General features: G+C 62.0%; 12 protein-coding genes. 2 read left to right on the top strand and 10 right to left on the bottom strand.

The annotated features are described in order from the left end of the window. Nucleotides 1–86: 86 nt before the first annotated feature. The 6 genes from BM388_RS16535 to BM388_RS16510 all read right to left on the bottom strand — a co-directional run bounded on the left by BM388_RS16535 (nt 87) and on the right by BM388_RS16510 (nt 7,182). Nucleotides 87–1,007, bottom strand: coding sequence for an NAD(P)/FAD-dependent oxidoreductase (locus BM388_RS16535; protein ID WP_217641099.1), 921 nt, complete (start codon nt 1,005–1,007; stop codon nt 87–89). 610 nt (nt 1,008–1,617) lie between these two features. After that, on the bottom strand, nt 1,618–2,289 hold the full coding sequence (locus tag BM388_RS16530; RefSeq protein WP_089852198.1) for a GntR family transcriptional regulator: 672 nt from the start codon (nt 2,287–2,289) through the stop codon (nt 1,618–1,620). Between the two features lie 109 nt (nt 2,290–2,398). After that, nucleotides 2,399–3,976, bottom strand: a complete 1,578-nt coding sequence (locus BM388_RS16525; protein ID WP_089852196.1) for an aldehyde dehydrogenase (NADP(+)) — start codon at nt 3,974–3,976, stop codon at nt 2,399–2,401. Nucleotides 3,977–4,046: 70 nt separating this feature from the next. Further along, entirely contained in the window at nt 4,047–5,051 is a 1,005-nt protein-coding gene (locus BM388_RS16520; RefSeq protein WP_089852194.1) for an Ldh family oxidoreductase, read from the bottom strand. Nucleotides 5,052–5,178: 127 nt separating this feature from the next. Then, the gene (locus tag BM388_RS16515) at nt 5,179–6,126 is read right to left on the bottom strand and encodes a dihydrodipicolinate synthase family protein (protein ID WP_089852193.1); all 948 of its coding nucleotides are present in this window, start codon (nt 6,124–6,126) and stop codon (nt 5,179–5,181) included. 120 nt (nt 6,127–6,246) lie between these two features. Continuing rightward, the gene (locus tag BM388_RS16510) at nt 6,247–7,182 is read right to left on the bottom strand and encodes a 4-hydroxyproline epimerase (protein ID WP_089852191.1); all 936 of its coding nucleotides are present in this window, start codon (nt 7,180–7,182) and stop codon (nt 6,247–6,249) included. Nucleotides 7,183–7,566: 384 nt separating this feature from the next. Here BM388_RS16510 and BM388_RS16505 point away from each other — a divergent pair, with 384 nt between their 5' ends. Then, a complete protein-coding gene (locus tag BM388_RS16505) occupies nt 7,567–8,601 on the top strand; it encodes an Ldh family oxidoreductase (protein WP_089852189.1) in 1,035 nt (344 codons plus the stop codon). 96 nt (nt 8,602–8,697) lie between these two features. Here BM388_RS16505 and lhpI read toward each other — a convergent pair whose 3' ends face one another. From lhpI to BM388_RS16485, 4 genes are all read right to left on the bottom strand, one after another. Continuing rightward, complete coding sequence (lhpI, locus tag BM388_RS16500; protein ID WP_089852187.1) at nt 8,698–10,383, bottom strand: cis-3-hydroxy-L-proline dehydratase; 1,686 nt, start codon at nt 10,381–10,383, stop codon at nt 8,698–8,700. Between the two features lie 438 nt (nt 10,384–10,821). After that, a complete protein-coding gene (locus BM388_RS16495) occupies nt 10,822–11,409 on the bottom strand; it encodes an HD domain-containing protein (protein WP_089852185.1) in 588 nt (195 codons plus the stop codon). Next, nucleotides 11,410–12,543, bottom strand: coding sequence for a TauD/TfdA family dioxygenase (locus BM388_RS16490; RefSeq protein ID WP_217641097.1), 1,134 nt, complete (start codon nt 12,541–12,543; stop codon nt 11,410–11,412). It lies immediately after the preceding gene. A gap of 164 nt (nt 12,544–12,707) precedes the next feature. Further along, a complete protein-coding gene (locus BM388_RS16485) occupies nt 12,708–12,926 on the bottom strand; it encodes a hypothetical protein (protein ID WP_089852181.1) in 219 nt (72 codons plus the stop codon). Nucleotides 12,927–13,397: 471 nt separating this feature from the next. Between BM388_RS16485 and BM388_RS16480 the strand changes: the two genes are divergently transcribed. Then, nucleotides 13,398–14,516 carry an alkene reductase gene (locus tag BM388_RS16480; protein ID WP_089852179.1) on the top strand — a complete coding sequence of 373 codons (1,119 nt, stop codon included), beginning with the start codon at nt 13,398–13,400 and terminating at the stop codon, nt 14,514–14,516. Nucleotides 14,517–14,930: the final 414 nt, after the last annotated feature.

Raw genomic sequence — 14,930 nt, 5'->3', positions numbered from 1 at the left:
CAAAAAGTGAGCGATTCTCGCGCCATCCAGCATGAAGAGCTGGCCTGCTCACCCGCCAGGCCAAACTCGCGATACTGATGCAATATTCAGGCTAGTGAGGTAATTGCTACTGGTAGGCGTTCTTTCTCGTGGGGCAGCATCAGGTGGTAGCCCCGCTCGGTATCGAGAGGCACCCTGGTGCCAGTGAGGGCAGTGGTCAGAGGGGCCGAGTGGGCGCCGCATGCGACCAAGACCTTGTCGGCCTGAATGGGGGAGGAGTTGGCCATTCGCAGGCTGACGCCCTGATCGTCGACCTTCCCCGTGAGTACTTCGTCCTGCTGAAACCGCACACCATTGGCCCTGGCCGCCTTCGCCAGAACATCGATTACCTCCCAGGGATCCACCACATGGGCGGTTTCCGGAAAGAACAGGCCACCCTTGATCTGCTTGGAGAGTTGCGGCGCGATTTCTCGGACGGCACCTCCCTGCCAGCACTCGGCCGCGACCTGCTGGGCGTCCATGCGTGATTTGAGGGCTTCGATCGTCTCCTGAGAACGCGCGTCCTCATAAATCAGGAATGAGCCGTCTTTCTTCAGCAAGTGGCTTCCATTCACCGAGCCGAGCAGCCTGCGCCATGCACTAAGGCTTGCCTCGTTGAGAGATCGAATGCCCGCCACACTAGCTTGATAGGGAGTCGGACGAAGGTTCCAGAGCAGCTGGGTAAACCAGGGCAGGGCCTTGGGAAAGTGCCGCCAGTCGAGACGGAGCGGCCCCATGGGATCCATCAACATTTTGGGCAGGCGCATCAGGATAGATGCATCGGCGATGGGGAAGACCTGCTCAGTCGCCATGTGCCCCGCATTGCCATATGAGGCGCCCATGCCGGGTTCTTGCTTGTCCAGCACCAGCACTCGCCACCCCTGGCGACTCAGAGAGAGGGCGCAAGCGAGGCCGATTATGCCGGCGCCGATGACGACGATGTCGTTATGAGTTTTGGCGCCGTCGGCTATCGAGTCTTGCGAGTCCACGGGCACTCCTTACTTCTGTTTTTGTCGATTGTATAAAATATAAGGTATGTCATTGGAACGTGCAATACAGGTATCGACCAAAGTCGATAGGGGGGCGGAAAGAAAATTTCGAGAACGGACGAGAGGTCCACTGGCGTCGTGGCACCTTGGATGGTGGGGCTTGCTATGGACGTGCAGAGGTGGGAATGCAGTGATACATTGCTATGGGTTAGCAGTGAGGGATGCTACGAGTATGCGTCGATGCTGATGCCGGGTTTTCTGGTATCGTGAGTCAGTGATCAAATGACAGCATTTGCGGCGAGAGCAAGGGAAGGACTGGTCCCACTCTCCGCCTGTAGGCAGAATTGATGCAGGCTCGCCACCTCCCAATAATGTGTTGCAACCGGGTCGGATGCGTCATTACTGGAATATGCCATTAGCCAGTCATCTCGAGGACTGGAAATGGCAAGGAGAACATCATTTCGAGAGACTTATTGCATCTGGCAGGCAGTTGCGGGTAGGTCTATTTTTCGCGCCTTCTCGGCGTATAATGCCCTGATTCTAGGGGTGTATCTGAATATAATTGCCATACCTTAAGAGTCAAAGGGAAGATAGATGGAGCTGCTGAGGCTCAAGTCTTCTCGGCGCGCCTGGCTCGCTGCTCGAGTAGTTCGACGATTCCCTCGCAGGCTTCCTGGATATGCGTTTTCAGGAGAGCGCATGCCTTGTCGGCATCGCCTTGGTGGGCCAGTTCCAGCAGTTTATGGTGCTCTCGTTCGGCCTTCTCGATCTCTTGGGTATACAGAAGCTGCATGCGGATGTAGCGATCCGACTTGGTATTCAGATGGCTGATGAGCGCAAGCGTTTCGGGAAGTTCGGCAGGTTCGTACAGTGCCAAGTGGAACGCGTAGTTATACTCGCTCCAGTTATCGATTTCTCCCCCAGAATTCAGCGCTTCGTCGTATTTCTGGAGAATTTCCTCGGCTTTTCGGAGATCTGCGGCGGTAAGCTTAGCGATCGCATGCCTGAGGACGTAGGTCTCTAGCAGCCTACGCAACTCGAAAAGCTCTCGAATCTTGCTGACGGACAGTTCCGTGGTGAAGGCGCCACGGTGAGCGTAAAACTCTACCAGCCCTTCGGATTCGAGTGTCAGCAAGGCTTCTCGAACGGGAATACGGCTGACGTCATAATCCTTGGCTAGCGCGTCCTGTCGCAGCTGGGTACCGCCTTTGAACTCGCCACCAAGGATACGCTTTCGCAAATCGTCGGCAACGAATTGCGCTCTTGTCTTGAATGTCGCCATAGCTTGCATTTACCTAGCAAATGTTATTGCACATTTTATACAAGCTGCATTGAAAGTCCATGACGGTGGACCGCTCTCCCGGCGAGAGAGCGGTCCGTTCGGCGTGGAATCACGCTTCGCGCTTACCATCCACCAGCCGCCTGAGTGCCAGTGGGTTGCTCGCCTTGAGGGCCTCGGGCAGCAGTGCATCCGGCAGGTCCTGGTAGCAGACAGGGCGTAGGAAACGCAGGATGGCCGAGGTGCCTACGGAGGTCGTGCGGGCATCCGAGGTAGCCGGGAAGGGGCCACCATGAACCATAGCGTCGCAGACCTCGACCCCGGTGGGCCAGCCATTGACCATGATGCGGCCTGCCTTACGCTCGAGCACCGGCAGTAGGGCGCGTGCGGCGTTTAGGTCGGCGTCGTCCATCTGCAGGGTCGCGGTCAGTTGCCCTTCCAGTTGTTCTGCGACCTGCTGGAGTTCCGCGTCATCATTGCACTCTACCACCAGAGAGGTCGAGCCGAAGACCTCCGCCTGCAACGACTCATCGCTGAGGAAATCGGATGCCGTGGTCACGAAGAGGCCGGTTTGGCACTGATTCGGGCCGTCACCTTGCTGGCCGCGGGCGACTTCCCGGGCCTTATCGCTGTTGGCCAATCCCTGCACGCCGCTCTCATAGGCCTCGTGAATGCCGGGCGTGAGCATGGTTTGCGCGGCACTCTCCTCGACGGCCTGTCGAGCAGCGTCGATGAAGTCATCCAGCGCCGGTCCCTTGATGGCGACCACCAGCCCTGGATTGGTACAGAACTGGCCGGCGCCCATGTTCAGTGAGCCCACGAAGGCTGCGCCCATGCTGGCGCCGCGTGCCTCGAGCGCCGCCGGTAGCGGGAAGACCGGGTTGATGGAGCTCATCTCTGCATAGAAGGGAATTGGCTCGGGACGCGACTGCGCTATGTTCCAAAGTGCCAGGCCACCGCTGCGAGATCCGGTGAAACCGGCCGCCTTGATGTAAGGGTTCGCCACCAGCGCCTGGCCGACTTCACGCCCGGAGCCGAAGATCAGCGAGAACACTCCCGCGGGCAGTGCGCAGCGCTTGACCGCTGACTGGATCGCGCGACCAACCAACTCGCTGGTACCCGGGTGTGCGGAATGGGCCTTGACGATGACCGGGCAGCCTGCGGCCAGCGCTGAGGCGGTATCGCCGCCGGCCACCGAGAAGGCCAGAGGGAAGTTGCTGGCGCCGAAGACGGCGACCGGGCCAAGCGCGACATGGCGTTGGCGGAGGTCGGCCCGCGGCATAGGCTGGCGTTCCGGCATGGCCGGGTCGACCCGCACATCGAGCCACTCACCGGCGCGTACGGTTTTGGCGAACAGCCGCAGCTGGTTGCAGGTACGACCACGCTCCCCCTGGATGCGAGCCTGGGGAAGGCCGGATTCGGCGACCGCACGCTCAATGAGGGTGTCGCCTAATGCTTCGATTTCGTCCGCGATGGTTTCGAGGAAGCTGGCGCGCGCTTCCAGCGCAGTCTCCCGGTAGCCGTCGAAGGTGGCCCAGGCCAGCTCGCACGCACGCTCGACGTCCTCCCGGGTGCCGCCGAGGTAGGCGGGCTCGAGTTGCTCGTTGGTCGCCGGATTGATGGCGTGGATCGCATCGCGGTGACCTTGAACGGCTTCCTGGCCGATCAGCATCTTGCCTTCCAATGTCATACTCATCTCCTTGGTTAGGGTGGAGAACCTTGAGGGTTTAAGAACTGGGCGTATGGAGCGACTATCGCGCTCACATGAGCTGCACCAGCTCTTGATAGAGAGCTTCCGATATGGCGATCCCCTCCTTGCGCGTGCGTTCGCGAGCCTCGTAGCGTCGCTGCGAGGGGAGGCGGGCTCCCTGGTCGATGATCGATGAGAACAGGGTCTCGGCATTGGCCATGTAATGGGCGGTGTTCTCGCCGAGGAAGCGCGCGGGATCCATCGCCAGAATCAGCTCACCGTGATAAGGCGAGGCGCCGGCGCCGTTGTCATGGGCAAGGGATTCGGCACTGGTGAGATCGCCAATCAGCGGTCCGGCTATCAGCTCGATCATGGTGGCCAGGGCCGACCCTTTGTGGCCGCCAAAGGTGAGCATGGCGCCGTCCAGCACCGCAGCTGGGTCCCGACTGGGTTGCCCCGCGCGATCAATACCCCACCCCTCGGGAAGGGACTTGTTCTCGCGACGGTGCAGTTCAATATCGCCCCGAGCGATCGCGCTGGTGGCGAAGTCAAAGACGAACGGCGACTTGCCATCCGGGCGGGGCCAGCCGAAAGCCAGAGGGTTGGTGCCGAGCAGAGGGCGGCTGCCGCCCGCGGGGGCGACCCAGGCGTGACTGGGATTGCAAGCCATACCGACCAGACCGAGATCGGTGATGGTTTCAATCTCGACCCACAGCGCTGAAAAATGCACGCAGCGGTTGATCGCCAAGGCGGCGATGCCCTGCTCTCGAGCCTTGGTCGCTAGCACCGGCAGGCCCGCCTCGAAGGCGAGCTGTGAGAACCCGCCTCCTGCATCCACGCGCACAACCCCTGGGGCCTGATCGTAGACCTGCGGCTTGGCATCGGCGACAACCTTGCCGGCGGCCAGAGTAGAAGCGCAGTTCAGTAGACGGTATAGGCCGTGAGAATGGCATTCGTCGCGCTGACCCGCGATCACCGCCTGGGTCAGGACGCGGGTCTGATCTTGGCTGAAACCCTGGCCTTTCAGCACGGCCTCGGCCAAAGCAGTGGCGTCTTCCAGGCTCATGCGATGCATGAATGACTCCTACCGAATGATGAGAAATCCCCGGTCCATCATCCGGACCGGGGCAACACACGCGAGATCAACAGTATTCGACTCTCGCTCGACGCGTGTCGTTGATGAAAGCGTTCAGCCCAGCGCTTCAGACGGTATCGAGTGAAGCGGACCATTGGGCATACCAGGTACGGAACAGGTCGTACTGTGTCTCTACATAGTTGCGCTGGGCGTCGCTGAGCACGTCGGTTTCGTTGAAGTGCAGCGCGTATTCGCTATCGCCGTTGAGCACCATTAGGTGCTTGTAGTAAAGGACCAGGTCGGCACCCTCGTCTAAGGAGGACAGAACACCCAGAGCCTCTTCGAGTTCCTGTGCTTGGCGACGTGCCTTGGCATCTCCCTTGGCAGCCTTCTTGCTGAGCGCGACCAGTTGCAGCACTTCGCGAGGCAGAGCGTTACCGATTCCGGTTATGGAACCGGTGGCACCACAGTTGACGAATCCGTGATAGACGGTCGTGTCGACGCCGACCATCAGAGTGACGTCCTCGTCCTGAGAGGTGATGTTTTCGGCCGCATAGCGCAGGTCATCCGCGCCCCCGAACTCCTTGAAGCCGATCAGGTTAGGATGTTCCTTGCGCAGTTCGAAGAACAGGTCGGCGCGAGTGGCGAAGCCGTAGTAGGGGCTGTTGTAGATCACCGCGGGAGTATCGGGGGCGGCTTCGAGGATGGCCGCAAAGTGAGCCTTCTGGGCGGTGATAGAACTGCCGCGAGACAGTACGCGCGGAATCACCATCAGCCCGTGAGCGCCGACCTTGGCCGCATGAGCGGCATGGGAAACAGCCTCTTTGCTATTGACTGCGCCGGTTCCGACGATTGTCGGTACGCCCGCTTCGACCAGGCGTGCGACGCCTTCTTGACGCTGAGCCTCGGTCAAGAGCGGCCAGTCCCCCATGGAGCCGCAGTACACTACCCCGCTCATGCCGATATCGATCAGCTCGCGCCCCTTGGCGACCAGGGCATCGAAATCCGGCTGGCGATCGGCGGTGCAGGGGGTCATCAGTGCAGGAATGCAGCCTGTGAAGATATTGTCGCTCATCATGGTACCTTTATGGTTGGTCTCTTCGGTGTCTATGGATCAGCCGGCCGGTCTTTATCGGACCGAAAGGGCTGAGGTGTGAAAAATGGATGCCGATTCATTTCGAACCGTTGTGAATGGTCACGACGCCGCGATGCCCCAGGCAAAGGGATCCTGTTCGTCGATTAATAGCGTGCTATCTGCACTGAGATGAGCGCGTCCCTTGATGTAGGGACGAACGCGATCGCCTTCCCATGCGTAATACCCATCGAACAGGCCTCCGCAGATGCTGGCTTGGACCCACGTCTCGCCGGGTGCCAGTTTGCCGTCCGCTGCGAGGCAGGCCAGCTTGGCGCTCGTACCGGTGCCGCAGGGCGAGCGGTCATAGGCTTTGCCAGGGCACAGCACGAAATTCCGGCTGTCCGCCACGGCATCATCGGAGAACAGCTCGATATGATCGATCAGCTCCCCGTTCTCGCCGGTGATCGACTGACTCTCCAATGCCTGACGAATGGCCCAAGTGAAGTTGGTCAGTTCCTCTACATGGTCGAGTTCCAGCGATTGGCCGTGGTCGTTGACGAGGAAGAACCAGTTGCCTCCCCAGGCAATATCACCGTGTACCACTCCGCGATCGGGCACTTCGACGGCTACTTGCTTGCGGTACCGGTAGGAGAGGACGTTGCGCACGGTCACGGCACCGTCGTCATGAAGCATGGCGTCGATGGGGCCCACGGGAGTGTCGATCTTATGCGAGCCCGGCGACATTTGGCCGAGGTGGTGCAGTGACGCGACCAGACCTATCGTGCCGTGGCCGCACATGCCCAGATAGCCGGTGTTGTTGAAGAAGATGACGCCGCACGTCGCGTCCGGCGATGTCGGTTCGCAATACAGCGCGCCTACCAGCACGTCATGGCCTCGAGGCTCGAGCATGCTGGCGCGCCGCCACTCATCATGTGACTCGCGAAGGGCGTCGCGCTTCTCCGCCATGGTGCTGCCCGGCAGGTAGGGAAACCCCTTCAGAACCAGCCTCGTCGGTTCGCCCGCGGTATGAGAATCGATGACGTGTACGCGCTTCATGGGACACCTTTGTTTGTCTTTCGTGGTGATCGTCGGCCAGATCTTCCTGGTTGCGGGCGGCGATCACGTCTGGTTTTATATTTTATACAATCTTCGAATCGTTTTGTGAAGCCATGTTTCACGACGAGACGAACAGGTCTAGGCCACAAGCACGAGATACCGGGCCGGGTGGCCCGCTATGACGCGGCCCAGCGCCGGGTAGAGGATGACCGGGGGGTAACGAGATTAGACCAAGGTCTATGTCTCCAGTGGATGGAGATTGTTGGTTCCGTTCGATCTCGGCGCCTTGCGACGGATGCCAGCAATTCCGGATGCCAGCCGCGATCGGGCAAAAGGGCATCCGCTTCACGACTGCCCGACTGATGGGCAAGGAGAGAAATCACCATGACGACAATCACGATGACCATTGACGAGCTGGAATCGCGCGTCGGGCGAATTTTCAGCAACTGCGGCGTTCGCGCCGAGACGGCGGCAGCGGTGGCAGGGGTCATCACTGCGGGTGAGCGCGATCATTGCAAGTCCCACGGTATCTATCGAGTGGAGGGATGCCTGCGTGTTTTGAAAGCCGGCAAGGTCGCGCCGGACGCGATACCCGAGATGCGACCTGGTGAGGGCCCCATCGTTCGCGTGAGCGCTGGCGGAGGTTATGCGAGCCCCGCTTATGAGATGGCTCGACCGACTTTAATCGAGCGGGCCCGCCGACAAGGGTTCGCAGCCCTTGTGATCAACGACTGCGTGCATTTCTCAGCACTCTGGTACGAGGTCGAGGACCTGGCCAATGAGGGGCTGGCGGCGCTCTCCATGTGTCCGAGTCATGCCGCGATGGCCCCTTCGGGCGGCCGGGCGCCGCTATTGGGCACCAATCCATTCGCCTTCGGCTGGCCGCGTCCGGGGAAGGAGCCCTATGTTTTTGATTTCGCCACCACCCAGGTGGCGCGTGGCGATATCGAGCTCCACGAGCGTGAGGGCAAGGCGCTGCCGGAAGGCTGGGCCGTGGATCCCGCAGGGCAGCCCACCACCGATCCGAGTGCCGCTCTGTCCGGGGCCATGCTGCCCTTCGGTCAACACAAGGGGTCAGCGATTGCCACCATGATCGAACTGCTGGCCGGGGCGATGCTGGGGGATTTCATGAGTCAGGAGGCGCGCGATTTCATGGATGGGACCCGCCTGCTGCCACGTCACGGGGCATTGATACTCGCCTTCGATCCGAATGCTTTCTCTCAGGGGCGTGATCGCGACCCACTCGCCGAGGGAGAGAAACTTCTGCAGGGGATCGCCGATCAGGGAGCCCGATTGCCATCCCAGCGTCGCTACGCCGCGAGACGGATGGCTCAAGCCGAGGGCATTCGGCTGAGCATGGAAGAGGTGGCGCTCTTGGATCGGCTCGAAGCCGAGGGACTCAAGGCGGTGGGCGACTGAGGGAGATAAGCACCGACTAGCCTGGTGCTGATGGTGGCGGCAGCGCAAAGCAGGTGCCGAATGGCACCTGTTTGTGTCTTTGCCTGAACCATGGATTCAGCTCTTCACTGTCTGCAGCCAGTGAGGGGGCAGCGTTGAAGCGCGGCCTGAGCAGAGGGCCGACACGCATTCGGCAATACTACCAAAGCGTACCGCACGGCCACTTAGGCCAGGAGCATAGTGAGCGTACTTGCCCGAATTGGTCATCAAGGTCCGTGCTGACGGAGGAAAAACGGGCTCTGAGATCGAACACCAGCATAGATCAGCATGCAGTCGGAGCCCGGCGGCCTCGAGCGCTTCTGCGATGCCTTCCTCCCGTGCCGCCTTGAGCGTATTACGCCCCAGGGTCACGATACCGGCCACCTCTGGATGGGAGTGCCGGCCGGCCATTAGGCGAGCCAACGCCCGGCACTCCGTGAGGGACAAGTGCGGGCTGCCGAAGGCGACCAGATCGATCTCATCGGGGCCTGCATTGAACTGTTTCCAGACATGAGTCAGATCGGAAGGGGGGATCGTAACCCGATCGGCCTCGGGTGTTAGCTGACCCGCTTCGGGTGTGACTCCTTCTATGTGTAGCATTGGTGCGGCGGATGTCGTGCCGAATGCGGCACAGAGCGCCTTCAAATTATCTTCATCAGCTTCAAAATGGGCAATGCCGGTCAATAATGGAATGCGGTCGGGTGAGAGTTGGCCAACACGGTAGCCTAATAACGGCCAGAAGGCGTCGTCGCATACATCGGGGGCTTCTATCTCGACTACCCGTCGTGCGCGACGCTGTTCTTCCAAGTAGACACCATAACAAGGTGCCCTTCCCGTTAGGGCGATGCATAGATCGAGCAGGTCGGGGTGCTTGGCTGTGAGAGCGCCGAGTACGCTATTGGCATAAATCACCGCGTTGGATTCTGCCCATGCGATGACGTCGCCTTTGCTGGGCGTGCTTTCTAGCAAATAGGGTGCGCAGGTGAAACTTGGCTGGGCTCCCATCTCTACATAGGCATCAGCCAAGCGGCTGGCGGGCCGGCCGAACGCGTCCGGTACTCCCTGGAGATGCCAATGCGCATGGTCGACCGAGATAGAATTCATGGTGGTGGGCACTCTGACGCGCGCGCCCATCTCGGCGAAGAATTCGGCAAATCGCAAGAGGGCAGGGCTGGCATAGATACAGCCATCGATATGCACCTGATTGACGTCGATGAGGTGAGAGGCGCCCTCGATAACTGCCATATCGTGAAGAATACGCATGGCGGCCTTGGGTGCCTCGCCTTCATGACCTTCGAGCATGGCGCTATCGCGCTCGCTCAAGTCGATGTGTGCGGAAGAGGGAGGATCCAGCGATAGCTCGAGACCTTCTGCCAGTAGAAGTTGCCCGTCGATGCTGGCGTGATCGCAGTGGCTGAGCCGTGCAAAGGCCTCGGCGTCTAGCTGCACGACTGGAATCGTGTGGCCGAATACGTGCTCTGCCACCAAGGCGCCGAGGGTCAAGATGCTCTCGGATTCGCAAAATACCAGGGCTGCTGGTGCTTGCCCATTGTCGATCAGCTCGAGTAGCACGCCGCTTCCTGTGCAGGATCCCCGGCTGGTCGGGATAGCTAATATCTTGCCACCTAAACGCTGGCCCTTCAGGGGATGGAGCGAATCGATCACCTCACCGGTCGCGGCGTCTACCCCGCCCCAGAAGCTCAAACCTTCTCCGCAGGAAAGAACAGGAGCGTCAGCACGGCCTGTGATTACACTTTTTGTCATGTGTTGCCCACATTTATTGGATTGGGATGCGTATCAGTACCCTCGACTCTTGCGAAACAGTGCTCTTTAAGAGCCCAAGATCCAGCGTTGTCGTGGTGGTGGGGCAGAGTGCAAGGCATCCTGCGTGGCACTGATTTTTTATATATTTTATACAATGAACGGAGCAGTTTTGTGAAGCCCCGATCGATAGGCAAGGGTATGCCATCGGGCGGTGGGCTGTTCCTTGAGGGCGAGCTGTGGCCTATCGCCGACCCGACAGGGGGAGTCGGTGAGATCAACGCCCGGCTGGGCCGCGGCGAGTCGTCGTAGGTCTGCTGAGCGGGGAGCGTCCTCATGAGGCGCAACGACCGGGCTCAGGCCCGGTCGTTGGCGTTCGGCAAGCGTTTCGGGCAAGCGTGGCAGGGAGGGAAGAGCGGGCGCCTCGGCCCGTGAGGCGGATCAGGGCTCCAGCGGATGCTCCTCGCCGATCACCGCCGGGTCGAAGGGCGTGCGCGAAAAGACGCGGCGCAGCATCGGCTCGAAGTGCTCGAGGGGCGGGGTGGGGTAGTCCGGGTCGAAGGAGGCCTGGTCGTAGCGCTCGCAGAAGTCGACGCAGGCCTGATAGCAGGGGTGGTCGCGATAGCGGTCGCGCTCGTTCGGATCCTTGCCGAAGTGGTGGGCGAAGTAGTAGGTCTGGAAGAGACCGTGGTGATGGACCACCCAGGTCACCTCGCCGCGCACGTAGGGGCGGATGATCGACGCGGCCAGCTGGGAGTGGTTGTAGGGCGCCAGATCATCACCCAGGTCGTGCAGCAGGGCGCCGACGATCATGTCCTCATCGGCGCCGTCGGCCTCGGCCCGGGCGGCCGACTGCAGCGAGTGCTCCAGCCGCGTGACCCGGTAGCCGCTCAGGCTGTGCTCGAGCTGGCGCAGGGCGTCCAGCAGGCGGTCCACCAGCCCCTCATTGAACTGTTCCTCCAGGCCCTCGAGGAAGAGGTACTCTTCCCGGGTGCCGTCCTTCATCTGACGGAATGCGACCTGTTCCATTCAGGCGACCTCCTCGATCGAATCATGATGTTTCACTAGGCTCGCGAAGCGTTCGCGCGGGCCGTCGGTGTCCAGGTAGCAGCCCTGCAGGTGGCGGCGCCCCTCGCTGCTGTCATAGCTGGTGCGCCCGTGCAGCACCCGGCTGTTATCGAACAGCATCAGCTCGCCGGCATTGAGGGCGAAGCGACGCTCATAGGTCGGGTCCGCGAGCAGCTCGCCGAGCCGCCGCCGGGCGGCGTGGAAGAGCCGAGTCTCGGAATCGGAGAGCAGCGGCAGGGCGTCGAGCCGCGGGCTGTAATGCACGCCGGTCGGGTGGCCGTCGTCGTCGGTCTGGATCATGGTGCGGTGGGTGACGAGTTCGGTGCCGGCATCGACGAAGCGAAAGCGCACCGGCGTGGTCTTGAGCAGCGCATAGCCCTCGGGGGACTCGTGGCGCAGCCGCTCGAGCACCTTGAGGCTGTCGGCCAGGGTCGAGAGCCCGCCTTGGGTCTCGTTGACCAGGCAGTGCAGCAGCTGGATGCCCGGCACCGGGTTTCGGTACGGGTTGTCGGTGTGCGGGCCGAGCGCCACGCTGCGATAGGCCAGGTCGTTGCCGCTCGGCCGCGAGTAGACCTCGAAGTAGCGGCCGAAGTTGGTCTCCTTGACGTAGCCGAAGTGACTGCCGACCTCGAGGATACGCTCGGGGTCGGTGGGCACGTTATAGAGCACCAGGTGACCATAGCGCAGATAGGCATCCAGCGAGGCGCGAAAGTAGCCGGGCTCCGCGAGCACCCTCTGCCAGTCGAAGCGCACGCGATCCGCGTCCAGTCGGGCATCCCAGGGCTCGGCCGCGGGGAAGCTCGCCGCGTCATCGAGCTCGGCAGCCAGCACGCGAAGATCGTAGGTCTCGCGATGGCCGTCGCTGAAGGCCAACGCTGCGTGGTGATCGTCGACCCGGGCGACCTCGGTCAGCGTCAGGTCGGTGTCGATGGCGTGGGAATCGAACAGGCGCTGCTGGGTCATCGGCTCCAGCTGGTCGGGCAATTGAGTGCGCTCGCGCAGCCATAGCGGGCTGATCTCACGGGAGGCATCGCCGTTCTCGAGGCGCACCGAGGGCGGCTGCTCGTGAAGGACGAACGCGGGTCGGGTGGACATGAAGGGCATCCTCGTGTGGCTTGGTCATCACGCTAACGATCGCCGGCATGGTGACCGGCGCGGCGCTGCACGAGTAGGGCCGTTGGCTTATCGCCTGGCATGCATTTTTCTTATGTCCTTCACTCGAGCCCATCGTCCAACCCCTTCGCCCAGCCCCTTCGCCGTCATCGAGGATCGCGCCGATCATGGTGATTCTGTGGCCGCGACCGTGACGCGCCTCGTGATGTGCGCTGCGCCTCGAGGATGGCGTCGTTGCGCAGTTCCGGGCGCACGATGTCGTCCTCGGCGAGCAGGGCGGCCAGCGTGTGGCGGCGAGTGACGGCGCCGGCAGCGGCGGCCGAGGCGTGAGTGGTGGTGTGAGCGGTAGTAGTGCGGTAGGTCATGATCGTCTCCCTTTCCCCTGGGGTTCATTAGAAGGTGGTTCGGCAAGCGCCGACCCAGGGGAGAGGAGTCGCACGCCGCTTTAGCTGCATTTCTATGCCGCCCGCAAGTTGGTGCTTAAATCGGCGGCGGCCCGAGGGCCAGACAACAAAAAACCCGCTTTGCGTGTGCTAAAGCGGGCCTCTGGCAGCGCTTTAGCGGCATTTGTAGAGCGCCCGCAAGCTGGAATTCAAATCGGCGCTGTCTGGATCATAGGCTTCGTCGCGCCCGGATGTAAAGCCTTGCCTCGGCCCCGGGTCTGCCCGCCGGCGAGGCCCGTGCATCGCCGGCACGGTGCCGCCTCGCGCCTTGATTAACGCGTTAATCATTAGCGGGGGTAGCCAGCGCTCGGGCGTTACTAGTAAACTGGTCTAATCAGTTCGGATGCAAGGCGCCGAGCCCAGCTTCACACCTATCGAAGAGGACGTTACCGCATGGCGAACCAGACCCTGCTGACACCGACCCGCCTGGGCAGCCTGACGCTGCCCAACCGCATCCTGATGGCGCCGCTGACCCGGGCCCGCACGCCCGACAGCGTGCCGGGCAAGCTGCAGCAGGCCTACTACGGCCAGCGCGCCGGCGCGGGGCTGATCATCAGCGAGGCGACCAATATCTCGCCCACCGCGAGGGGCTACGTCTATACCCCCGGCATCTGGACCGACGAGCAGGAAGCCGGCTGGAAGGACGTGGTGGAGGCCGTGCACGCCAAGGGCGGACGCATGGCCCTGCAGCTGTGGCACGTCGGCCGCGTCTCCCACGAGATGGTGCAGCCGGACGGCCAGGCGCCGGTGGCGCCGAGCGCCCTGAAGGGCGAGGGGGCCCAGTGCTTCGTCGAGTTCGAGGACGGCAGCGCCGGTCGTCACGAGACCAGCACCCCGCGCGCGCTTGCGACCGACGAAATCCCCGGTATCGTCGACGACTATCGCCAGGCGGCGATTCGCGCCAAGCGGGCAGGCTTCGACATGGTCGAGGTGCACGCGGCCAACGCCTACCTGCTCAACCAGTTCCTGGCCACCGGCACCAACCAGCGCACCGATCGGTACGGCGGCTCGCTGGAGAACCGCGCCCGCTTCCCGCTGGAGGTGGTCGATGCGGTGGCCGAGGTGTTCGGGCCCGCGCGCACCGGCATCCGCCTGACGCCCTTCATCGAGATCTTCGGCCTGACCGACGACGAGCCGGAGGAGATGGCCTTCTACCTGATGGAGCAGCTGTCTCGTCGCGGCCTCGCCTATGTACACGTCAACGAGCCGGACTGGGCCGGTGGCGATATCCAGTTCAGCGATGAGTTCCGTCGCGCTCTGCGTGAGCGCTTCTCCGGCAGCCTGATCTTCTGCGGCCACTACGACGCCGAGCGCGCCCAGCGGATCATCGACGACGGGATCGCCGATGCGGTGGCCATCGGGCGTTCCTACATCGCCAACCCGGATCTGGTCGAGCGCTTCCGCGTCGGCGCCGCGCTCAACGAGCCGAACCCCGATACCTTCTATGGCGGCGACGAGACGGGCTACACCGACTATCCGTTCCTGGATAACGGTTTCGATCGGCACGCCTGATTGCGACACCTTGCGATGTTCCATGCTTTGCTGTTTTTGCCCCCTCGATGAGGGGGCTTTTTTTGGGTGCGCCAGGCATGGCGCGCAGCGCCTGACTGGCGCTGTTCCCGAGGGTGGTGCCTCGGGATGACTTGGGGGTGGAAGTCCCCTGCACGCCCGGCAAGGGGAAGTGCTAGCCGACGGCAAGGGTGTCTCCCGCGAGGGGGAATCTGAAGGAAGCCCGAGGCAAAACGCTGGCCTGACGAACAGGAAGCGGATACGAGGCGTCATGGCGGGGTGAGATGGCCCAATTCATCAAAGCCCGGTACTTGCACGGAACGTCATGACGTATATCCGACAGGCATAAGCAGGAAGGTCGCGCGTCTTACCCTGGGAGATCTGGTGGTCTGCCACGCTGCTACCGGCGTCGAGAGG

Source organism: Halomonas saccharevitans, from assembly GCF_900116405.1.
Lineage (GTDB): Bacteria > Pseudomonadota > Gammaproteobacteria > Pseudomonadales > Halomonadaceae > Halomonas > Halomonas saccharevitans.
Note: the sequence above shows the minus strand (reverse complement) of the source record. Positions and strands in the feature narration are given on the sequence as shown.

What these genes read in the sequence shown, in the direction of transcription:
- BM388_RS16515 (WP_089852193.1), bottom strand. Translation starts at nt 6,126, where the DNA reads ATGAGCGACAATATCTTCACAGGCTGCATTCCTGCACTGATGACCCCC.
- BM388_RS16495 (WP_089852185.1), bottom strand. Translation starts at nt 11,409, where the DNA reads ATGGAACAGGTCGCATTCCGTCAGATGAAGGACGGCACCCGGGAAGAG.
- BM388_RS16530 (WP_089852198.1), bottom strand. Translation starts at nt 2,289, where the DNA reads ATGGCGACATTCAAGACAAGAGCGCAATTCGTTGCCGACGATTTGCGA.
- BM388_RS16510 (WP_089852191.1), bottom strand. Translation starts at nt 7,182, where the DNA reads ATGAAGCGCGTACACGTCATCGATTCTCATACCGCGGGCGAACCGACG.
- BM388_RS16505 (WP_089852189.1), top strand. Translation starts at nt 7,567, where the DNA reads ATGACGACAATCACGATGACCATTGACGAGCTGGAATCGCGCGTCGGG.
- BM388_RS16525 (WP_089852196.1), bottom strand. Translation starts at nt 3,976, where the DNA reads ATGACATTGGAAGGCAAGATGCTGATCGGCCAGGAAGCCGTTCAAGGT.
- BM388_RS16480 (WP_089852179.1), top strand. Translation starts at nt 13,398, where the DNA reads ATGGCGAACCAGACCCTGCTGACACCGACCCGCCTGGGCAGCCTGACG.
- BM388_RS16520 (WP_089852194.1), bottom strand. Translation starts at nt 5,051, where the DNA reads ATGCATCGCATGAGCCTGGAAGACGCCACTGCTTTGGCCGAGGCCGTG.
- BM388_RS16485 (WP_089852181.1), bottom strand. Translation starts at nt 12,926, where the DNA reads ATGACCTACCGCACTACTACCGCTCACACCACCACTCACGCCTCGGCC.
- BM388_RS16490 (WP_217641097.1), bottom strand. Translation starts at nt 12,543, where the DNA reads ATGTCCACCCGACCCGCGTTCGTCCTTCACGAGCAGCCGCCCTCGGTG.
- lhpI (WP_089852187.1), bottom strand. Translation starts at nt 10,383, where the DNA reads ATGACAAAAAGTGTAATCACAGGCCGTGCTGACGCTCCTGTTCTTTCC.